At 61.9% G+C, this 19,816-nt stretch carries 19 protein-coding genes, 4 tRNA genes and 1 riboswitch; of the genes, 12 read left to right on the forward strand and 11 right to left on the reverse strand.

The annotated features are described in order from the left end of the window. Nucleotide 1: 1 nt before the first annotated feature. Nucleotides 2–97, reverse strand: a riboswitch (SAM riboswitch). A gap of 179 nt (nt 98–276) precedes the next feature. From P0M12_RS05965 to P0M12_RS05985, 5 genes are all read right to left on the reverse strand, one after another. After that, the gene (locus P0M12_RS05965) at nt 277–1,905 is read right to left on the reverse strand and encodes an ABC transporter substrate-binding protein (protein WP_277377523.1); all 1,629 of its coding nucleotides are present in this window, start codon (nt 1,903–1,905) and stop codon (nt 277–279) included. A gap of 241 nt (nt 1,906–2,146) precedes the next feature. Then, nucleotides 2,147–2,223 (reverse strand) — tRNA-Phe (locus tag P0M12_RS05970). A 70-nt stretch (nt 2,224–2,293) separates the two neighbouring features. Further along, nucleotides 2,294–2,367 (reverse strand) — tRNA-Asp (locus tag P0M12_RS05975). A gap of 135 nt (nt 2,368–2,502) precedes the next feature. Then, a tRNA-Glu gene (locus tag P0M12_RS05980) sits at nt 2,503–2,575 on the reverse strand. 112 nt (nt 2,576–2,687) lie between these two features. After that, nucleotides 2,688–3,341 (reverse strand): TetR/AcrR family transcriptional regulator, encoded by a 654-nt coding sequence (locus P0M12_RS05985; protein WP_003940323.1) that lies wholly within the window; start codon nt 3,339–3,341, stop codon nt 2,688–2,690. Between the two features lie 405 nt (nt 3,342–3,746). Here P0M12_RS05985 and P0M12_RS05990 point away from each other — a divergent pair, with 405 nt between their 5' ends. From P0M12_RS05990 to P0M12_RS06000, 3 genes are all read left to right on the forward strand, one after another. Continuing rightward, nucleotides 3,747–4,238, forward strand: coding sequence for a MarR family transcriptional regulator (locus P0M12_RS05990; RefSeq protein WP_007733882.1), 492 nt, complete (start codon nt 3,747–3,749; stop codon nt 4,236–4,238). Further along, on the forward strand, nt 4,235–5,626 hold the full coding sequence (locus tag P0M12_RS05995; protein WP_030535260.1) for an MFS transporter: 1,392 nt from the start codon (nt 4,235–4,237) through the stop codon (nt 5,624–5,626). Before P0M12_RS05990 ends, P0M12_RS05995 begins: the two co-directional genes overlap by 4 nt. Before the next feature lie 12 nt (nt 5,627–5,638). Beyond that, nucleotides 5,639–5,711 (forward strand) — tRNA-Lys (locus P0M12_RS06000). 88 nt (nt 5,712–5,799) lie between these two features. Here P0M12_RS06000 and P0M12_RS06005 read toward each other — a convergent pair. The 3 genes from P0M12_RS06005 to P0M12_RS06015 all read right to left on the reverse strand — a co-directional run bounded on the left by P0M12_RS06005 (nt 5,800) and on the right by P0M12_RS06015 (nt 7,784). Next, the gene (locus P0M12_RS06005) at nt 5,800–6,651 is read right to left on the reverse strand and encodes an alpha/beta fold hydrolase (RefSeq protein ID WP_030535259.1); all 852 of its coding nucleotides are present in this window, start codon (nt 6,649–6,651) and stop codon (nt 5,800–5,802) included. Between the two features lie 62 nt (nt 6,652–6,713). Next, nucleotides 6,714–7,022, reverse strand: coding sequence for a hypothetical protein (locus P0M12_RS06010; protein WP_136470805.1), 309 nt, complete (start codon nt 7,020–7,022; stop codon nt 6,714–6,716). 219 nt (nt 7,023–7,241) lie between these two features. Then, nucleotides 7,242–7,784, reverse strand: a complete 543-nt coding sequence (locus tag P0M12_RS06015; protein ID WP_030535258.1) for a TetR family transcriptional regulator — start codon at nt 7,782–7,784, stop codon at nt 7,242–7,244. Between the two features lie 121 nt (nt 7,785–7,905). Between P0M12_RS06015 and P0M12_RS06020 the strand changes: the two genes are divergently transcribed. From P0M12_RS06020 to P0M12_RS06030, 3 genes are all read left to right on the forward strand, one after another. After that, nucleotides 7,906–8,379, forward strand: coding sequence for a DUF4334 domain-containing protein (locus P0M12_RS06020; protein ID WP_007733878.1), 474 nt, complete (start codon nt 7,906–7,908; stop codon nt 8,377–8,379). 29 nt (nt 8,380–8,408) lie between these two features. Continuing rightward, entirely contained in the window at nt 8,409–9,497 is a 1,089-nt protein-coding gene (locus P0M12_RS06025) for an NAD(P)-dependent alcohol dehydrogenase (RefSeq protein ID WP_277377911.1), read from the forward strand. Between the two features lie 84 nt (nt 9,498–9,581). Further along, nucleotides 9,582–10,781 (forward strand): low temperature requirement protein A, encoded by a 1,200-nt coding sequence (locus P0M12_RS06030; protein WP_007733865.1) that lies wholly within the window; start codon nt 9,582–9,584, stop codon nt 10,779–10,781. Between the two features lies 1 nt (nt 10,782). Here the strand turns inward: P0M12_RS06030 and P0M12_RS06035 are convergent, their stop codons facing one another. Next, nucleotides 10,783–11,367: a hypothetical protein gene (locus P0M12_RS06035; protein WP_003940111.1), complete on the reverse strand. Its 585-nt coding sequence runs from the start codon at nt 11,365–11,367 to the stop codon at nt 10,783–10,785. 45 nt (nt 11,368–11,412) lie between these two features. Next, complete coding sequence (locus tag P0M12_RS06040; RefSeq protein ID WP_020908916.1) at nt 11,413–11,790, reverse strand: MmcQ/YjbR family DNA-binding protein; 378 nt, start codon at nt 11,788–11,790, stop codon at nt 11,413–11,415. A 99-nt stretch (nt 11,791–11,889) separates the two neighbouring features. Between P0M12_RS06040 and P0M12_RS06045 the strand changes: the two genes are divergently transcribed. Beyond that, nucleotides 11,890–12,336 carry a hypothetical protein gene (locus P0M12_RS06045; protein WP_003939955.1) on the forward strand — a complete coding sequence of 149 codons (447 nt, stop codon included), beginning with the start codon at nt 11,890–11,892 and terminating at the stop codon, nt 12,334–12,336. A 99-nt stretch (nt 12,337–12,435) separates the two neighbouring features. Further along, nucleotides 12,436–13,026, forward strand: coding sequence for a DUF937 domain-containing protein (locus tag P0M12_RS06050; RefSeq protein WP_003940105.1), 591 nt, complete (start codon nt 12,436–12,438; stop codon nt 13,024–13,026). 56 nt (nt 13,027–13,082) lie between these two features. On the opposite strand, the gene P0M12_RS06055 is transcribed toward P0M12_RS06050, so the two are convergent. Continuing rightward, nucleotides 13,083–14,267, reverse strand: a complete 1,185-nt coding sequence (locus P0M12_RS06055) for an MFS transporter (protein WP_167349871.1) — start codon at nt 14,265–14,267, stop codon at nt 13,083–13,085. A 147-nt stretch (nt 14,268–14,414) separates the two neighbouring features. Between P0M12_RS06055 and P0M12_RS06060 the strand changes: the two genes are divergently transcribed. The 4 genes from P0M12_RS06060 (at nt 14,415) to P0M12_RS06075 (ending at nt 19,786) form a co-directional block, all read left to right on the forward strand. Next, nucleotides 14,415–15,290 carry a LysR family transcriptional regulator gene (locus tag P0M12_RS06060; protein ID WP_081377546.1) on the forward strand — a complete coding sequence of 292 codons (876 nt, stop codon included), beginning with the start codon at nt 14,415–14,417 and terminating at the stop codon, nt 15,288–15,290. 131 nt (nt 15,291–15,421) lie between these two features. Further along, nucleotides 15,422–16,381, forward strand: coding sequence for an acyl-ACP desaturase (locus P0M12_RS06065; protein ID WP_003940492.1), 960 nt, complete (start codon nt 15,422–15,424; stop codon nt 16,379–16,381). An 81-nt stretch (nt 16,382–16,462) separates the two neighbouring features. Continuing rightward, complete coding sequence (gene dusB / locus P0M12_RS06070) at nt 16,463–17,605, forward strand: tRNA dihydrouridine synthase DusB (protein ID WP_003939756.1); 1,143 nt, start codon at nt 16,463–16,465, stop codon at nt 17,603–17,605. 150 nt (nt 17,606–17,755) lie between these two features. Further along, nucleotides 17,756–19,786, forward strand: a complete 2,031-nt coding sequence (locus P0M12_RS06075; RefSeq protein ID WP_042451384.1) for an LCP family protein — start codon at nt 17,756–17,758, stop codon at nt 19,784–19,786. Nucleotides 19,787–19,816: the final 30 nt, after the last annotated feature.

Below are 19,816 nucleotides of genomic sequence, written 5' to 3' on the forward strand. Positions count from 1 at the left end.
TCCTCCATCGGTCCTGGCGGTAGCACCCACACTGCGGTTAGGTAGCGGGTTGCTGCGGCATCATCGAGCCAGGTCTCTCAGCCACTCTGGATGGTGGATGCAATCTATGCGGGCCACGCTGGGCAAGTCAAATCGCGCTTGTCGAATCATATTGACCAACAACATATTTCAATACAATCATCCTGATCGAAAGGGTTGCGCAACGCTAGCCGACGTAGACACGAAAGAGCCCCGCCCGACTCGCGTCGGACGGGGCTCTCGGTGTGCGCTGGAACGCTACTTCGCGCCCATCCATGCCTGATCGAACAGCATGATTCCCGTGGCAGTGGGAACGACACCGTGAACATTCTTCTGCCAAGCCCAGAACGACGTCAGCCCGCCGATCGGCGCCGATGGAACCGTCTCGTTCCACAGCGTCTGAATTTTGCCGATGATCGCCAGGGTCGACGAATTGTCCTTGGCCTGTTGTAGATCTGCGATCAGCTGATCCATCGCCGGGTTCGCATATCCAGCAGTATTCGCCATCGAGGTGCTGTTGGTCGTGGAGAACAATCCGAGATCGAGAATCGACTCGTACATTCCGATGCCCGCGTGCGCGAGGTCGAAATCGTGCTTGACGTAGACGTTCTGCACGATGTCGCCGGCGTTGTTGGCCAAGATCAAGTTCACCTCGAACCCGACGGCCTGCAACAGTGACTGCACGGCGAGGCCGATCGCGTGGTCCTTCGGCTCACTGAGAACGACGTAGTCGAGGCTGCCGTCATACCCGTCTGCCTTTGCCTGATTCAGAATTTCCTTCGACTTTTCGGGGTCGTAGGCAATACCCGGTGTGTCTACATGCCATTGCGACGTCGGACCGAACAACTCCGAGCCCGGCAGTCCCTCACCGTTTTCCACTCGCTGATCGATCAACGTGGTGTCCAGCGCGTAGCCGATGGCCTGGCGAACGCGAACATCCGAGCCCGGTCGGCCTTCACGGTTGTTGACGATCTCGGCACTGCCGGCATTGAGCACGTCGATGTAGCCGGGGTAGCCAGCGGACTTGGCGGAATTGATCGCCGACGTGAGGCCGCGAATGTAGGCGACATCGAGCTGACCGCTGTTCAATGATTCGAGATTGGCCTGCGGACCGTTGAGCGCAACCATCCGCAACTTGTCCAGCTTGGGGGCGCCGCCGTAGTAGGACGGGTTGGCCTTGAAGATTCGCTCGACGCTCGGTGTGAAGACATCTTCGGTGAAGGGTCCGGCTCCGACGGCGGTGAACTTGTCGCCCTGTTGCGAACTCGGGGCGACGATCATCCCGTGCCCGAGAGCGAGCATCGACGGAAAACGCATCCACGGCGTCTTCAGCTTGAATTCCACCGTCGTCGGACCGCTTGCCTGCGCCGATTCCACCGAAGCCAGCCACAGTTCGGCGCCATTGCCCTTGCCCGCGTTGTACCGATCGATGCTCGCGATCACGGCGTTGGCGTCGAGGGTGGTGCCGTCACTGAACTTCACACCGTCGCGAAGTTTCAGCGTCCAGGTGGCTCCGTCGTCAGCTGTCTCGAGCGATTCAGCCAACTTGGGCTCGAACTCGCCGCTCGCAGTGTCGTAACTCATCAGGACGTCGTACACAGCAGCGAAGGCCTCACCGCCGGAACCGCCGCGCGCGGCCGTCTTCGTCGGGTCGAGTGAGGGAACGAGCACCTGTACGCCGTACGTCATGGTCCCGCCGGCCACCGCAGTTCCCGGATCGGGCTGCTCGTTGACCATGCCGGTCACGACGTCCGCCGACGCGGTCGTCGTATCGGTCCCGCTGTCGTCACCGTTGCTCGCGCAGCCCACCAACAGAACCCCGGTGCCGAACAATGCGACGGCGACCCGGCTGACTTTCCCGATGCGCCAAGATCTCGAGTGCGACACGGAGATTCCACCTCACTTTCAGTAGACGCAGCCACGGATCGGCCGCAATCGGCTAATAGTGATGTCCTCTGTGGAGTGACGCCCAGCACGTTCCCGGTGACCGGAAACATTCACGGAGACAAAGGATGCGCATAACTGAGATGATCGGGCCGAGTGGTTGACGGCGACTGACATCCGAATACGAAAAAGCTCCAACCTTATGTTCGAAGAACATGAGATTGGAGCTTGTCGAAAAGAATTATGGTGGCCAGGGCCGGGATCGAACCGGCGACCTTCCGCTTTTCAGGCGGACGCTCGTACCAACTGAGCTACCTGGCCGGACGGCACCCGAACCGAATGCCTATCGCATTGCTTTGTTCTCAACCGATTGATTGAGAACAAAGCTTTGCGACCCTGACGGGACTCGAACCCGCGACCTCCGCCGTGACAGGGCGGCGCGCTAACCAACTGCGCCACAGGGCCTTGCTTTTTCCTTGCTGTGAAACCGTACTACATCTTCGAGCCGCTCCCAAACCACTGTCCTGGCCTGGCATTTGTGCATCTCAAAGCGTGTCGTGCGGGTCAAACCATACTGCATCGTTTCGCTTTCGCAAAACGTACCCCCTACGGGATTCGAACCCGCGCTACCGCCTTGAAAGGGCGGCGTCCTAGGCCGCTAGACGAAGGGGGCCCGCCGGATCTCTCCGAACTAGTACCCCAACGGCGTTCCGTTGGGAGCTTGGATAGCTTATGGCACGGCATTCGGAAATCACAAATCGCCTGTTCACGGGCAGAAAAGTGCACTATTCAGTGTCAGGGAACTCGACTTGGGGCCACCCGTCACGATGGAACGTCTCCAACCACTGCGGCGTAGCCATGGCTTCGAGGACTACTTCGAGAGACTCCTCGAACCACTCGCCCAGATCTCCACTGGAGGCAATCAGGTCTGCCATGTACCGCTGACCGGCAAGGCTCGCTGCCAGTACACGCGTGAATTTGTCCGGGTCGGCGTCCTCTCGGAGCAAACCGTCGTCCTTGGCACGCAATGCCAACTCATAGGCGGTCTTTCCCCAGACCTGCCCACCACCGGACTGCACATCCTTGTAGAACTCGGGCTCGATGATCAGCCGGAATTCCGCCTGCACGATTACCTCGGCACGGAAGACCTCGGCAATGTCGAGCACGAGACCGTGCAAAGCGACGAATGGATCGAGGTCTGTTCTCTTGGCCCAACGATCAGTAATTCCAGTGAAGGTTTCGATAGCCGAGGTCAGAACCGCTCGCGCCAACTCTTCCTTGGACTGGAAATGGAAATACATGGCGCCTTTGGTGGCGCGGGAGCCCTCGAGGATCGTGTTCACCGACGCAGCTGCATAGCCGCGCTTGGCGAATTCGACTGCAGCCGCTTCGACCAGGGCGGCGCGGGTACGCCGCGCACGCTCTTGTTGACGTGCCATTTACGGTGTTGTGCCTCTCGCAGAGTTGGTACGCAGAGCCGCCGTGATCGGCGCCTGTCATCCCCCGAAACTTCACAATATCCCCTCCAACACACCCTACGTAAGGACTAGAGCCATACCCGCCAAAAGTACTAGACGCAATCGGCTGTTCAGGGGACAAGAACCGACTTTATGCCCAAAAGACACCAAGTGGTATGGTTTTGGCCGCTCGGGTGCGCCGCAGGGGGTGCGCATCCGAGCTTTTTCGTGCCCGAGATTCTGATAATTCGACCTCGCAGACGGAACTGCTTCGCCGACCGATGGACAGCAGTCCCAAGGTTTTAAACAACTAGTGCAATTGTTTATTCCCCCTTTTCCGTCGAAACCGTGCTGGCAGCATCGAAACAACACAGTTAGACTGTCTAAATGAACGTTGGAGAGGGTCGCAGCAAGGCTCGAGACGAGATCGACGTACTTTGGGACGATCTGGGTGCCTTCGTCCGACGTCTACGCACCAAACGCAACGACCACAAGCTCACGCCGAGCCAGATCCAGGCCCTCGGCCACCTCGACCGACAAGGTCCGTCGACCGCCAAAGAGTTGGCAAAATTCGAGCGCGTCACACCGCAATCAATCGCAAAGACCGTGGCCGCGCTCGAAGAACAGGGCATGGTGACGCGAAGGGCGGATCCATCGGACGGCCGCGCGGTCTTGGTCACGATGACCGAACTCGGCACATCGACCCTTCACGAAGACCGAACGAAACGAACAGAGTGGCTGGCTGAGGTCATCGACGCCGAGTGCACCGAAGCCGAGCGTGACTTGCTTCTGATCGCCGGCCGAATCCTGCGCAGACTAGGCCAGGGCGAGTCCCCAGCATCGACATCGATATCAGAGGAGTCACTGATGAACTCGTGACCACCGTCGTCGAAACGCCGACCCCCCAAACTCCCGTTCCACTGAAACTGAGTCTTGCTCTCGGCTCCGGAACCGTTCTTCAAGCGCTGAACTCGTCGATGATTGCCGTGGCAATCGTCCCGATCGCCACATACTTCGGTTCCAGTTCAGGCACAGCGTGGGTCATCTCGGCCCTCTACATCGCGACTGCGGTCACGGCGCCGGCGGCTGGTCGACTCGGATCGATCCTCGGCGCCAAACGCGTCTACCTCGCCGGATTGGGCCTGATCGCTGCCGGATCGATCCTCGGCTCGCTCGCCCCGTCGCTGGGCTGGCTGATCGCCGCACGAATCCTGCTCGGAATCGGCACGGCGACACAGTATCCGAACGCAATGACCGTCATCCGCGAATACGCTGACCGCCACCGGACTCAAACCCGTTCAGCTATAGCAACACTCACCATTTGCGCTCAATCGGTCGTCGCGCTGGGGCCCACTCTCGGCGGGTTGTTGGTCGGCACACTCGGTTGGCAATCGATCATGTGGGTGAACCTCCCACTTGTCGTCGTCACTGCCGTATGGGTCTTCTTCGCCGCCCCGAGCGACTCCGCCCTGCCCGACCGGGCCGGCGCCGCTGCGTTGTTCAAGTCTCTCGACCCACTCGGTATCACCCTGTTTCTGGCTCTGACGACATCGACGATGCTCTTTCTCCTCTCTCTCGCCGAGCACGCGAAGTGGTACCTCGTCCCGTCGACGGCCCTCTTCGCGTTCCTGTTCGTCTGGTGGGAACGTCGAACGGCCTCGGCGTTCATCGACGTCCGCGCCGTCGTCCGAAACCGCGCACTGAGCATGACTCTCGGCCGGACCCTGCTGACTTACACAGCGTTCTACTGCATCTTCTTCGGACTCCCCCAGTGGCTACAGGTAGCCCGCGGAATGTCACCGATCAGCGCCGGGCTCTTCATGCTGCCCGTCGCTGCGGTCGGGATCTTCGCGACCATGTCCGCGTCCAGGGTGTACGGGAAATTCGGCGCACGAATCACCCTCCTGATCGGCACCGCCGCGTTGGCTGTCGGCGGGATTCTGATTGCCTTTGTCGAATCGAGTTCGACTCCCCTTGTGGCACTCCTGCTGATTGCGGCGATCCTGGGCATTCCCAACGGCTTCAACAACATGGGAAACCAGAACCTGATCAACTCGGTGACCACCTCCGCCGACGTCGGAACTGCGATCGGTCTGTACCGAACAATCCAGTACATCGGCGCCAACCTTGCTGCCGTCGTCATCGAGTTGACCATGCGCGGAACCATCGACGACGCGGGTCTGCATCGCACTGGCGGGACCATCGCCGTCATCGGAATTGCCCTTCTGGTGGGGGTGGTGTTTTCACGGACTCTGCGGTCCCGTTAGACTCTGCGCCGCGCCCCTATAGCTCAGTTGGTAGAGCTACGGACTTTTAATCCGCAGGTCGTAGGTTCGAGTCCTACTGGGGGCACAAATGCAGACCCGGCGCCTCATTCGGAGGCGCCGGGTCTTGTGCATTCGTGCCACATCGATTCGGGCCACATGAATGCATCAGCAGGTCATCGAAGCAGGAACTCGAGGGTCACGCGCTCGAATGCCTCCTTGGCTTCGATCATCACCCAGTGCCCGCAGTTCGGAAATACATGCAGTTCGGCGTTCGGAATCAGTCGCATCGGAATCATCGGCATGTCCGGTGGACACTGCCGATCATCGAGTCCCCATGTCAGCAAGGTCGGGCATTGCACCTTGTGCATCATCGACCAGTACGGCGGCACATCCGAGTTGGACATCATCTGCTGCTGAGCGGCAAAGGCTTTGGATCCGTACATCGCGGTCAATGCCTGGTGCGAGGCCGGATCGTTGGCCGTTTGCCATCGTTCCTCGATCCGCTCCTCGGTGATCACGGATCTGTCGTAAACCATGCACTCGAGCCAGCGAACCAACTTCTCACGGCTGGGAGCGTCGGCGAATTCCTGGAGGAGACGCGTACCTTCGCTCGGGTTCTGACTGAAGATGTTCGGGCCCACGCCTCCGATGGTGACCAATCTGCGGACGCGGTCAGGGAACCTCATCGCGACGTTGACCCCGACAACTCCGCCCATCGAATTGCCGATCATCGCAGCGGATTCGATTCCCAGCGCATCCATGAATCGAACCACCGCCGAGGTTGCCGTGAGAACTGGATGACCGTCGACGGCATCGCTCACGCCGAAACCCGGGAACTCCAGGAGGTAGCAGTGGAAGTGCTTTGCGAACACCTCGAGGTTCCCCCGGTAATTCCGCCATCCACTCACGCCGATCCCGGAGCCGTGCAACAGGATCAACGGCGGACCATCGCCCGCCTCGTGATAGCGCAAAGTCCCCCTGTCGGTAGCGACTTCGCGTTTGGTCCCTTCGTAAGTCACGTCCATACCGCAAGATTAGAACGTGTTACAGATTTGCGACGGCTGATTGCGGAACTTCGCAATCACTGTCAGAAGCATCCCCCGCTGCCTCGACGCCCACTGCGATTCGTGGACTTCTGCTCGCTCGGTTTCGACTTCCCCGTCCCGGCCTTCACACACCGGTTGGGGCGCCGCACCTGCTCGAAGTGCCCGGCGCTCACCACATGACCGGCCACGCTGACCTTGACCGGCGCATCCGCGCGGGCGGTTCCGACTTGCGCCGATCCCAACGTCAGGGCGCAAGCAGCCACAACGACCAGCGCTACCTTCTTCGAGATCTTCATATGCACGGCCACTTCGACACGGGTCCACTCCAGATGCTGAACAGGTGCGCGCACCGAAGGAACACGCTCGGCGTCGACGATATTCAGTCAGGGTGGCCGGCCGCGATCCTTTTGCTCACCAGCATCTGAACAGTCGACGACAAAAGTTTTGGCGGCACGTCAACATCCCGAGGGCGTCAACGAGCCGACGCCCAACGTACGCACCGTTACTGAGAAATCCGTAAATCCGGGCAACCACACAGCGACGGGCGTGGACGTTCGCGTTTGGACTCGCTAAGCCACAATCAAACGCCGAACCGCCTCGACTGCCGCCTCCCGACGTCGAGGGATGGAACGAGACGACTTGAGCGCGAGCATCCGGGCGATATCCGTGATCAGCAGGATCAACTCCGTGGGATTCCACGCGGGGTCGATGTGCCCCTCGAGCTGCCCCTTGCGGATTTCCGCAACTTTAGGCCGGAAGGTCTTGCTTCGTATGTCGTCCTCGCTCATGACGTCCGGCGCTTCGAGATCCGCCCATTGCTGCAATCGGGCGTTCTCGGGATGGGCAACGTAGTTGTCGAAGAGGCGACCTGCATAGCCCGGCAAGTCGTCACCTCGAAGTGCTGTCTCCGCTGTTGTTTCGGACGTCCACTGTTCGGTCACGGCAGCGAACAACTCTTCCTTGCTTGCGAAGTACGCATAGAGACGGTCTTTGCTGGCACGCGCTTGCGCGGCGATCCGATTGATCCGCGCGCCGGCCAGCCCGTACGTGGCAAATTCGTCCTTTGCGGCCGCCAGAATGCGGTCCCTCGTAGCTTCCCCTGCTGAGCGCATGTTCACAGCCTAGAACGAATCGACCGTTGCCGAACCATCCGGTTCGGCGTAGCGTGCAGAGTTGACGAACAATTTGGTTCGCGAACAAGTCGTGCCACTTACCGTCAACTCGAGGAGAGACATGAATCTCGACGAAGCCCGAACTGCTTTCGCCCGGCTCCGTGCTGCGGAAAGTGGTGTATCACCAGCAGAACTCGACGAGGTGTGGGCCGCACTGGAAACCGTCGCCGCCGAAGAAATCCTCGGCGAGTGGAAGGGTGACGACTTCGCCACCGGTCACCGTCTTCACGAAAAGCTGTTCGCGAGCCGTTGGTACGGCAAGACCTTCAACTCGGTCGAGGACGCCAAGCCGTTGATCTGCCGAGACGAAGACGGCAACCTCTACTCCGACGTCAAGAGCGGCAATGGCGAGGCAAGTCTGTGGAACATCGAGTTTCGTGGCGAAGTCACGGCGACGATGGTCTACGACGGCGCGCCGATCTTCGACCATTTCAAGAAAGTCGACGATTCGACGCTCATGGGCATCATGAACGGAAAATCGGCGTTGGTTCTCGACGGCGGACAGCACTACTACTTCCTGCTCGAGCGAGCGTGATTCGCGCCGAACAGAATTCGACGTCCGCCATGCAGATGACAGCGGCGCTCTCACACGGCCCGCACTCCCCCTTCACACTCGACACCGTCGAGATCGACGAACCCCGCGCAGACGAGATCCTGGTTCGCATCGTCGCGACCGGCCTGTGCCACACAGATCTGTTCACGAAGTCGGTGCTACCGGAACGACTCGGCCCCTGCGTGTTCGGGCACGAAGGGGCGGGGGTGGTCGAGGCCGTCGGCTCGGCGATCGACAAGGTCGTGCCCGGCGATCACGTGTTGTTGAGCTATCGCAGTTGCGGTGCGTGCAGGCAATGTCTCAGCGGTCATCGGGCGTACTGCGAAAGCTCACACGCGCTCAACAGCTCTGGCGCACGCACCGACGGCTCGACGCCGATCCGGCGAGACGGAACCCCGCTACGGTCCGCCTTCTTCGGCCAGTCCAGCTTCGCGGAATACGTCATCGCCTCTGCCGACAACACCGTCGTCGTCGATCCTGCGGTGGACCTGACCGTCGCGGCTCCCCTCGGCTGCGGATTTCAAACCGGCGCGGGTGCAGTGCTGAATCTACTTCGCCCCGAGCCCGACTCGACGTTTGCCGTTTTCGGGGCAGGCAGCGTCGGACTCGCAGCGCTGCTGGCGGCGAGGGCTGCCGGCGTTTCCACCCTGGTCGCCGTGGACCCCGTTGCGCAGCGGCGCGAACTCGCCGAGGAATTCGGCGCCGTCACTGTCGATCCGACCACCGAGGACGCGGTCGAAGCAGTACGCGCCGCCACCGACGGAGGTTCGACACATTCCCTCGACACCTCCGGAATCGGCTCCGTGATCAATCAAGCCGTCACATCACTTCGAGCACGGGGAACACTGGCGGTAGTCGGACTCGGAGCGTCCACGGTCGAGATGAACATGGCCGACATCATGCTGAGCGGAAAGACAATTCGAGGATGCATCGAAGGAGAGTCGGAAGTCTCGACGTTCATCCCCGAACTCGTCGAGCTCTTCACTGGTGGCCGGTTTCCGATCGACCGCTTGGTGACGCGCTACGCCTTCTCCGACATCAACAAAGCCGTCGAAGATCAAGCGTCGGGGCGAGTCGTCAAACCCGTTCTCGTGTGGTGAGGGGCGAAATGTCTCATTCGTCGACCCGACGGAATTCGCCCTAGACTGCGCTCCTGCACTAGACGTCGGAGCAAGGTGGGGACGATGACAGAACACACCAGTACGGGCGCGGGCCACGGCCGGGCCGTTATGCCGATCATCCGGATGCGCGCACGCAGCCGCGACGAGAACCATCGCGCATCGACGCCACTCGAACTGTTCTTCGACCTGTGTTTCGTGGTTGCAGCCGCACAGGCCGGAGTTCAACTGGTGCATGCTGTCGCCGAGGGCCACTACGCCGACGGCATCGCCGGCTATATGTTCGTCTTCTTCGCGCTGTGGTGGGCGTGGGTGAACTTCACCTGGTTCGCGTCTGCCTACGACACGGACGACGTCCCCTACCGGGTCGCGACCTTCGTACAGATTTGTGGCGTCCTCGTCTTCGCCGCCGGAATCCCCGACGCATTCGACGGAACCGACCGTACGACGGCCATCGTCGGCTACCTCATCATGCGAATTGCGCTCACCTGCCAATGGCTTCGAGCCGCCAGCGGTGAATCCGGTGCAGCGCGAACCACTGCTCTGCAATATGCCGCCGGGCTCGTGATCGTTCAGGCCGGCTGGATCGTGCTGCTCCTGATGCCGGCGTCGGCGTGGATTCCGGGCTTCTTCGTTCTCATGATCGCCGAACTCGCGGTGCCTGCGATCGCCGAACGCAACCACCAGACGCCGTGGCACCCGCATCACATCGCCGAACGCTACGGCCTCTTCACCATCATCATGCTCGGCGAAACCATCGCTGCCGCCACCATCGCGGTCCAATCCGGCATCCGGGATTTCGACGCCGCCGATCTACTGATTCCGATTGCCGTCGGCGGAGTTCTGATCGTGTTCTCCGCGTTGTGGATCTACTTCGCCGTCCCGATCCACGAGTACCTCGCAGACCAGGGCAATCGCGCCGTCCTGTTGTGGGGATACGGGCACTACTTCGTATTCGGATCCGCTGCGGCCATCGGCGCCGGCATCGAAGTAGCCGTCGAGGAAGCAGTTGGCGAAGCGCACATTTCGACGTTCGCAGCATCTGCCGCGGTCACGATTCCGGCCGCGATGTTCCTGATCTTCGTGTGGCTCATGCATTCACGCCACTTCAAGCGCGACAGGATCGAGCAGGCCGTTCTACCGGTGAGCGCAATCCTGGTTCTCGCCTGCACATTTGCCGGACACTGGGCGGTCCCGCTCGCCGGACTGGTGGCGGCGGGAACCGTCGGAGTCGGTGTCGGCCTGAGTACTCGGTCGAAGAGCTGACTCAGATTTCCGGAGCCGGAGCCTCGCCCTTGCTCTGCGGCTCGTGCTGCTTGAGCTCACCGCGCATCTTGTCGAGATCCTTTCCACGCTTTTTGTACATGTAGCCGAGCGCGACAAGTCCAAGGAACAACGCAACGCCCAGGACGGCACCGACAACGGATGCTCCGCGGAATCCGGGGCCGTCGACGTCGAGGATCCGCTCGCCCGCATGCGCAGCGTTGTTGTTGCCGAGAACAACTGTCAGAGAGAGCAGATTCGGCAGCGCGAAGATCACACCCAACGCGAGAGCCGTGATCTGCATGATTCGAGCATGCTTGCGCTTGCGCACCTGCCAGACCGCCCGGAAGAAGATGAGCGGGACCAGGGTGCACACGAGACCGAACAGCAGCCCCCACGCGATTCCGGCGCTGAAACTGCCGTTCGCCAACGACGCAATGCGCTGCGCCCACCAACGCGGAAGGAAGGCGGCAAGGATGAAGTAAGCGATGACCAGGACCACCGCCATCACTGCGATCCCGATGGCCTTCTTCGCCCACGGCGGCATGCCCGGTTTTGCGGTGGCCGGTGAAGTTTCCGGTGTCGTCATGACAATTCCTCGTCTAGTCGGCGTCTGTACTGACGAATCTATCCGTTACGGGCGTTCCTCATCCGCATCGAGAACGATCCGGGCAAGCCGCTTCGGCGCAACGAGGGTGAACGAGGTGTAGATCCACTCCTCGAGTTGCGACCATTTCTCCTCGGAAACGTCGGTGCCGATGTCGAGTGCAACCCACCCGTGTCGACCGAGTCCGTAGCCCGCAGCACTTGCGCCTGGTTCGGTGGCCACCACCGCTTCGGCTTCCTCCTTGCTCAGCTTGACGGTCAAGGAGGTGGCTTCGAGGTTGCAGAACACGAAGTTCTTGCCGCGGACCCGGAACGTCGGGTGGCCGTCCCACGCTTCGATGTCGACGCGCTCCGCTTCCGGCAGCGACAGCGAGATCTCTTCGAGTCGACGCATGTTGTCGGGCATGGAGACGATTCTGCACGCCCGATACCGAGCTTGACACCCGCGACACAGCTAGGCTCGGCGACGACCGCGTCACCGAACTCCGAACACAGGGAGACTGGCATGCGCACGTTAGTTCATCTCGTTCTGCTCATTTGTGGAATCGCCGTTGCCGTCGGCTCGTTCATGTACGTACTGGCCGGGGTCAAACCCGACAACGTTCGCCTCGAGGACCTGCGGGACGGCTTTCCGGCCGGGTGGGCAATCGAGCAACTCGGCGATCAGTCCGTGACCTTCTACCGGTCGATGGCGATACTTCTGCTCGCCGCCGCCGTATTGATTCTGATCGCCGCATTGTTCGGTTCTCGCATCGCAGCATGGATCGGAATTATCGTGGGATTGGGGACTCTTGGCACGTTCTACTACCGCGTGAACGATCAGTTCGACAATGTCATCAGGGAAAACTACTCCACGATCCTGACAAATCAGACAGGATTCATTCTGACGGCCGGCGGACTGATTCTCGCTCTCCTAGCGTGCCTGGTCCCCCGCGAGAAGACCCGAGCCTGACCGCTCGGCAACCGGAGGGTTACCGTCGACGCCGACATTCACTAGTGTCTGCAACAGCCGGGTACTGACGAGTAGTACCCCAGAAGAGGTAGGGCATCAATGGCATCGCTTGACGACCTTCTATCCCAGATCCCCATCGACCAGATCGCGCAGCAACTCGGCGTCGACCAGGCAACTGCCGAATCGGCGGTCAAGACTGCACTTCCGACCCTCGTCGGTGGCCTCGGCGCCAACGCTCAGGATCCCGCCGGCGCAGCCTCACTCGAAAGTGCACTGCAGTCGCACGCCGACACCAGCCTTCTCGACGACGGCGTCGACATCAGCAAAGTCGACACCGCTGACGGTCAGAAGATCGTCTCGAACATCTTCGGCGGCAACACCGATCAGGTCGCCAGCGCACTGGGCGGTGTCGGTGGCGGCGGTGGAAACGATCTGGTGAAGCAGTTGCTGCCGATCCTCGCTCCCATCGTCCTGGCCTACCTCGCCAAGCAGTTCACCGGTGGCGGTGCCGGCGCGCAGACCCAGGCCTCCGGTGGCGGCGGGCTCGGGGATCTCCTCGGCGGAATTCTCGGCGGCGGCGGCAATTCCGGCGGCGGCATCGGCGGCGCACTCGGCGGCATCCTGGGTGGATCCGGTGGCGGCGGCCTCGGAGACCTGCTCGGCGGCCTCCTCGGCGGCGGCAAGAAGTAAGACGCTCGACAGAACGCACTGCGGCGATCCCGTTCGGGGTCGCCGCAGTGCTCTGTTCAGTCAATCGTCGAAGATCGAAACATCCTCAGTGACAAGGCAAACGCAACCAACAGCAGCGCGCCCACAAAAGTACTGACCCCGACCCAACCGCCACCCGCGTATGCAAGACCCGCGAGGGCGCCCGCCACGGACGAACCCGCGTAGTAGGCAAACAGATACAACGCCGACGCCTCGGCCCGGTGATCGGTAGCGATCAGCCCCACCCAACCGCTGGCCACCGAATGTGCGGCGAAGAATCCTCCGGTGAAGAGCAGCATCCCCACGAGCGTCAACGCCAGATTGTCCGGAACGGTCAGTGCCAGGCCGATACCGATGACGACAACCGACCCGAGCAGCACGCTGCGCCTACCCAGTCGGTCAGAGGCCCCGCCGGCTACCGCCGAGGTGAAAGTTCCGGCAAGGTAGAAAAGGAACACCAGGCCCACAAGCGCTTCAGGAAGGCCGAAAGGTGCTGCCGTGAGCCGAAACCCGAGGAAGTTGTAGATCGACACGAAGCCGCCCATCAGGATGAATCCCAAAGCGAAGAGTGTTCGCAGCGACGGGTTCGCAAGGTGGCGTCGTAGATTCGACGCGATCGTGCGCGCCGATATCGGTTGCGGGCGAAAGAACTTCGACGCGGGAAGCCGCCGGATCATGTTGAGCGCGAACAATGCCGACAGCGCGGACGCAGTCAACAGCGCCCAACGCCACGTACTGAAATCGACGACGGCCGACGGAACGAGCCGTCCGATCAGCCCACCGATCGTCGTGCCGGCGACGTACCTTCCCATCGCTGCACCGAGGTCCTTCCGATCGACCTCCTCGGCCAGATAGGCCATCGCCACCGCCGGGACACCGGCCAGAGCCAATCCTTGTGCTGCGCGTCCGACCAGCAGAACCTCGATCGTCGGACTCAGCGGTAGAAGTAAACCGATCACACAGGACGCCGACGCCGACGCGATCATCACCCGTGTGCGACCGAACCGCTCGGAGAGCGCACTGGCCGGAATGATTGCCAACGCCAACATGCCCGTCGTCGCCGAGACGGACAGCGCAGACACCGCAGGCGAGACGTGGAAGTCTTCGGCGAACGCAGGCAGCAACGCCTGTGCCGCGTACATCGAGATGAACGTCGACAGCCCGGCCGCGAACAACGCAACGGTCACGGTTCGATATCCCGATGTTCCGCGGCGAAGCGGCATCACTTCGGATTCGATCACATTCTCGACAGTCACCACGTACCTCCAGGCATCACTTACCTCCGGTAAGAATCCTCCCGCCCAGACTCGGCAAAAGAAAATGCATAAACTTGGTGTTCTATATGCTCCAGAGGTATATAGATTGGGTTCGTGATGCTGACCGAAGACCTCGAATGGTTTGTCGTGCTCGCCGAAACCCAACAGGTGACCGCTACCGCGGATCTGACTCACCTGTCGCAACCGACCCTTTCGCGCAAACTCGCACGCCTCGAACGACAGATCGGCGTGACACTCTTCGACCGTCAGGGACGCCGACTCGAACTGAACCGGTACGGCGAGATCCTCTATCGACATGCTCGCATCGCACTGCGCGCCCTCGACGCCGCGCAGACCGAAATCCAGTCGCTGGCGAGCCCCGAGAGCGGCACGGTCCGGCTCGACTTCCTCCACTCGTTCGGCACCTGGTTGGTGCCGCACATGCTGCGCGGATACCGCGTCGAGCATCCCGGAGTGCGATTCGAACTGCATCAGGACAGCGCGCAGTTCCTGGTCGACAGAATCGCCGCCGGCACGTCCGACCTGGCCGTCGTCTCGCCTCAGCCGCGCGATCCGCAGGTGGCGTGGATGCAGATCGCCCAGCAGTCACTGGCATTGGCTGTTCCGGCTGATCATCGCTTTGCGAAGTTGCATTCGGTCGAGCTTGCGGACGCGGCCGACGAACCGTTCATCGGTATGCATCCGAACTTCGGGATGCGAAGAATTCTCGATGAACTGTGCGCGGCCGCAGGATTCACTCCGAATTTCGTCTTCGAGAGCAGCGAGCTGGCAACGGTCGGCGGACTGGTCTCCGCGTCCTTCGGTGTCTCGGTCATGCCGGTTCAGGATCCACCGATCTGGGCCGAAGGAGTCGTCTACGTACCGATCGAAGGAGCACAGCGAAAAATAGGGCTGATCTGGTCGAAGAGCCGCGAGCTGTCCGATCCCGCCCGGACGTTCCGCGACTACGTCGAAAGAACGACTTGGTAGTGAAAGTGCCCCCGGATAACTACGGATCGGTAACATCCCTCGAGGGGAGCAATTTTCATGCCATTCTTTTCAAACCTACGGTGCCGTAGGCTGGGGCGAAGTCGCGCATTCACTCAACATGGAGGCAAGAAATGACGAGGATTCTGACGCAGCTGGAGCTGCTACAAGAGCTGCAGCCGGTTGCCGAGGAGAACGTCAACCGCCACATCTCCATGGCCAAGGAATGGCATCCACACGACTACGTTCCGTGGGACGAGGGCCGTAATTTCGCAGCCATGGGCGGCGAAGACTGGAGTCTCGAACAGTCACAACTCGGCGAGGTAGCTCGCGCCGCGATGATCACCAACCTGCTCACCGAGGACAACCTGCCGTCGTACCACCGTGAGATCGCCGAGAACTTTTCGCAGGACGGTGCCTGGGGAACGTGGGTCGGCCGGTGGACCGCCGAGGAGAACCGCCACGGCATCGTGATGCGTGACTACCTCGTCGTCACGCGCGCAGTCGACCCCGTCGAGCTCGAGCGCTTCCGCATGGAACACATGACAAACGGTTACAGCGCACCCATCGACGAGGGCGACGCCGGCCTGCTGCACTCGGTCGCCTACGTGACCTTCCAGGAACTCGCGACGCGCGTCAGCCACCGCAACACCGGCAAGGCCTGCGACGAGCCGATTGCCGACAAGATGCTTCAGCGCATCGCCGCCGACGAGAACCTGCACATGATTTTCTACCGCAACATCTGCGCCGCCGCGCTCGATCTTGCTCCCGATCAGGCACTCAAGGCTGTGGCGAACATCGTCCAGAACTTCCAGATGCCCGGTGCCGGCATGCCGAACTTCCGCCGCAACGGCGCCCTCATGGCCAAGCACGGCATCTACGACCTTCGCCAGCACCTCGACGAGGTCGTCTGGCCTGTCCTGCGCAAGTGGAACATCTTCGAGCGCAACGATTTCAGCGCCGAAGGCGAGAACACGCGCGAAGAGTTGGCGGCCTTCCTCGAGACACTCGCCGCCAACGCGACGAAGTTCGAGGAACAGCGCGATCGCATGCTCGCACGCGAAGCCGCCAAGCGCGAACAGCAGGCTTCTTAGTTTCACCAGCTATTCTGTGCCCGGTACCGGATTCGGTACCGGGCACTTCCAATTGTCACAAGTATTTGTTCAGAGGTAGACATGTCATCCCTTCGTATCGGTTCACTCGAGCTGCACAGCCCCGTGGTCCTCGCACCCATGGCGGGCGTCACCAACGTCGCCTTCCGCACGCTGTGCCGTGAACTCGAACTCGAACGTGCAGGCAGCACGTCCGGGCTCTACGTCTGCGAGATGGTCACCGCCCGCGCGCTCGTCGAACGCCAACCCGCCACGATGCACATGACCACGTTCGGTCCGACCGAAACGCCCAGGTCGCTGCAGCTGTACACCGTCGACCCGGATACGACTTACGCCGCGGCCAAGATGATCGTCGACGAGAACATGGCCGATCACATCGACATGAACTTCGGCTGCCCGGTACCCAAGGTGACCCGCAAGGGCGGCGGATCGGCGCTACCGTACAAGCGTCGACTGTTCGGTCAGATCGTCGCGGCAGCCGTGCGCGCCACCGAAGGCACCGACATTCCGGTCACCGTCAAGATGCGCGTCGGCATCGACCCCGAACATCACACGCACCTCGACGCCGGCCGGATCGCGGCAGCTGAAGGCGCCGCTGCCGTCGCACTTCACGCACGTACCGCGTCGCAGCGCTACTCCGGCACTGCTGACTGGAACGAGATCACGCGCCTCAAGGAACACGTCACCGACGTGCCGATCCTCGGCAACGGCGACATCTTCGACGCCTCGGATGCTGCCCGCATGATGAACGAGACCGGCTGCGACGGCGTCGTCGTCGGACGCGGCTGCCTCGGACGGCCATGGCTGTTCGCGGAACTCAGCGCAGCTCTCAACGGACAACAGATCGCCACGCCGCCGACGCTCGGCGAAGTCACCAAGATCATCGCCCGTCACGCCCAACTGCTCGCCGCACATCACGGTGAAATGAAGGGTCTGCGCGAGCTCCGCAAGCACGTCTCCTGGTACATGCGTGGGTTCCCGGTCGGATCGGATCTGCGGGTCTCGATGGCTCTGGTCAGCACGTTGTCCGAACTGGACGATCTGCTCGGACAGCTCGACCACGACGTCCCGTTCCCCAAGGACGCCGAAGGCCCGCGCGGACGCCAAGGCTCACCCGGTCAGGTAGCACTCCCGGAAGGTTGGCTCGACGATCCCGAAGACGACCTTGTGCCGGTAGGAGCTGACATGATGCACTCTGGCGGCTAGCGAAAACACGCCGTCGGATTACTCACATCACTTTCTGAGTGAAGCACTCAGGATTCACCAGTAATATGGCTCCAGCTTCGTCGACAACCGGTTGACGCCGGCATCTGAATGACGAGTTACTGACAGTCGACGACGGGACAGGTTGCATCGGTGGGTGATGATCACGATTCGGGCCCACCTCCGCCCGAGAGCCGCGCCCCCTGGGAACGTCCGCTCGCAGACAAGCGCTTCCGCAACGCCCGACCGGACCAACCGGCAACGCCCCAGCGCCCTGCCACACCCCAGCGACCAACACCGCAACCACCCAGTCCCCCGGAGCGTCGCAGCAGTGGACGTACCGGGCGACGGGACTCGCCTCCGACCGACGACTCTGTTTCGGTCGCCGAGTTGGTCCGTCGGGTAGGCGACAAGAAGCCGCCACCAGCCCCGGCTACGCCGCCCAAGCCGGCGCCGAACAAATCCGTACCACCCAAGACTCAATCTTCAGCAGCGTCGTCGCCGCCCCCCGCCCGGCCGATTCCCGCCCGTCCGACCGTTCCGCCCGCCGCTGCGGACTGGATCACCGAAGAACATCCCGTCACCTCCGCAGTGCCGCGGGTAGTCGGTGACACCGGCGCCACTCGTCTGGCGCAAAGCAAGATTCGCCGCCGCCATCGCGCAAAAGTGATCGGCCGATCGGCAGTAGCGTTCCTGGCCGTCATGTCTCTCGCATTGACCGGCGTCGTGTGGGGCTATCTGCGCTCGGTCGAAGGCGGATTCGATCAGATTGCGGCACTCGACACCGAGTCCGACGACATCATCGACGCCGGTGGTCAACTCGGCGACGAGACGTACCTGATCATCGGCACCGATACCCGCGCCGGTGCGAGCGGTGAGATCGGCGCCGGAACCGTCGAAGACGCCGAAGGCGCCCGAGCCGACACGGTCATGCTGGTGAACATTCCCGCCGACCGAAGCCGCGTCGTCGCCGTCTCCTTCCCGCGTGACCTCGACGTCGAACGTCCGATCTGTCAGGGATGGGACAACGACGCCGGCAAGTACACCAGCGAAACCTTCCCGGCAGCGAGCGGCGACAAACTCAATGCGACATACGCACTCGGTGGCCCCAAATGCCTGGTCAAGGTCATCCAGAAGATGTCCGGCCTGAAAATCGGGCACTTCGTCGGAATGGACTTCGCCGGTTTCGAGCGCATGGTCGACACCGTCGGCGGTGTGAACGTCTGCTCCCCCGGACCGATCGAAGACGGCATCCTCGGAACCGTCCTCGCCTCCGGCGGCACGCAGATGCTCGACGGCCGTACCGCCCTCAACTACGTGCGTGCTCGCCACGTCGAAGCCGAGGGCAACGGCGACTACGGGCGCATCACCCGTCAGCAGAAGTTCCTGTCGGCGCTGCTCCGCTCGGCCCTGTCCAACCAGGTCCTCCTGAATCCGAGCAAGCTCAACGGATTCATCAACGCCTTCACCAGCGACACGTTCGTCGAAAACATCGACACCAAGTCACTGGTCACCCTCGGTCGCTCGCTCCAGAACGTCGACGCAGGCGCGGTCACGTTCTTGACGGTCCCCACGGACGGCACCAACGACTGGGGCAACGAGATTCCTCGCACGGACGAGATCAAGTCCCTCTTCCAGGCGATCATCGACGACGATCCGCTTCCGGGCGAAGAGCGCGAGGACACCACACCGTCGTCGACCAGTTCCACGACAACCGCTCCTACGTCCAGCACGCCGCCGGCCGCCACTTCCGTCGAGGCAATGAGCGCCTACAACATCTCGGTCGACGTCTCCAACGCCTCGGGAATCGCCGGGCAGGCCGCGACGATCGCCGACAGCCTCGCGGCTTACGGTTTCCAGATCTCCACGGTCGGTAACTTCAGCGCAGCCACCGGCCTGGCGAATGCTCAAGCGTCGACCACCGTCGTGCGCTACGCCGCAGGTTACGAGGCTGAAGCGGTGACGGTCGCGTCGTCGATTCCCGGCGCGGTTCTGGTTCTCGCTCCGAGCATGGGAGACATGATCGAGGTCGTCGTCGGAAGCAATTTCGCCGGCACCGTCGTCGCCCCCGCGGACCCGGGAACCATCCTGGCGGCAAATCCGACGTCGGTCGACACCAGCACCTCGACGGCTCTGCCCGCCGACATCGCCAGCGTCAACGCCGGCGACACCACCTGCGACTGACACGCGTTCATTCACCTTGCGTTCACCTGG

The sequence above is a fragment of the Rhodococcus sp. RCBS9 genome (genome assembly GCF_029457415.1).
In the GTDB taxonomy this organism is placed as follows: domain Bacteria; phylum Actinomycetota; class Actinomycetes; order Mycobacteriales; family Mycobacteriaceae; genus Rhodococcus_F; species Rhodococcus_F qingshengii.

Coding starts and splice junctions, on each gene's coding strand:
- P0M12_RS05985 (WP_003940323.1), bottom strand. CDS start 3,341: ATGGCACGTCAACAAGAGCGTGCGCGGCGTACCCGCGCCGCCCTGGTC.
- P0M12_RS05990 (WP_007733882.1), top strand. CDS start 3,747: ATGAACGTTGGAGAGGGTCGCAGCAAGGCTCGAGACGAGATCGACGTA.
- P0M12_RS06005 (WP_030535259.1), bottom strand. CDS start 6,651: ATGGACGTGACTTACGAAGGGACCAAACGCGAAGTCGCTACCGACAGG.
- P0M12_RS06015 (WP_030535258.1), bottom strand. CDS start 7,784: ATGCGCTCAGCAGGGGAAGCTACGAGGGACCGCATTCTGGCGGCCGCA.
- P0M12_RS06020 (WP_007733878.1), top strand. CDS start 7,906: ATGAATCTCGACGAAGCCCGAACTGCTTTCGCCCGGCTCCGTGCTGCG.
- P0M12_RS06025 (WP_277377911.1), top strand. CDS start 8,409: ATGCAGATGACAGCGGCGCTCTCACACGGCCCGCACTCCCCCTTCACA.
- P0M12_RS06030 (WP_007733865.1), top strand. CDS start 9,582: ATGACAGAACACACCAGTACGGGCGCGGGCCACGGCCGGGCCGTTATG.
- P0M12_RS06035 (WP_003940111.1), bottom strand. CDS start 11,367: ATGACGACACCGGAAACTTCACCGGCCACCGCAAAACCGGGCATGCCG.
- P0M12_RS06040 (WP_020908916.1), bottom strand. CDS start 11,790: ATGCCCGACAACATGCGTCGACTCGAAGAGATCTCGCTGTCGCTGCCG.
- P0M12_RS06045 (WP_003939955.1), top strand. CDS start 11,890: ATGCGCACGTTAGTTCATCTCGTTCTGCTCATTTGTGGAATCGCCGTT.
- P0M12_RS06050 (WP_003940105.1), top strand. CDS start 12,436: ATGGCATCGCTTGACGACCTTCTATCCCAGATCCCCATCGACCAGATC.
- P0M12_RS06055 (WP_167349871.1), bottom strand. CDS start 14,267: ATGCCGCTTCGCCGCGGAACATCGGGATATCGAACCGTGACCGTTGCG.
- P0M12_RS06065 (WP_003940492.1), top strand. CDS start 15,422: ATGACGAGGATTCTGACGCAGCTGGAGCTGCTACAAGAGCTGCAGCCG.
- dusB (WP_003939756.1), top strand. CDS start 16,463: ATGTCATCCCTTCGTATCGGTTCACTCGAGCTGCACAGCCCCGTGGTC.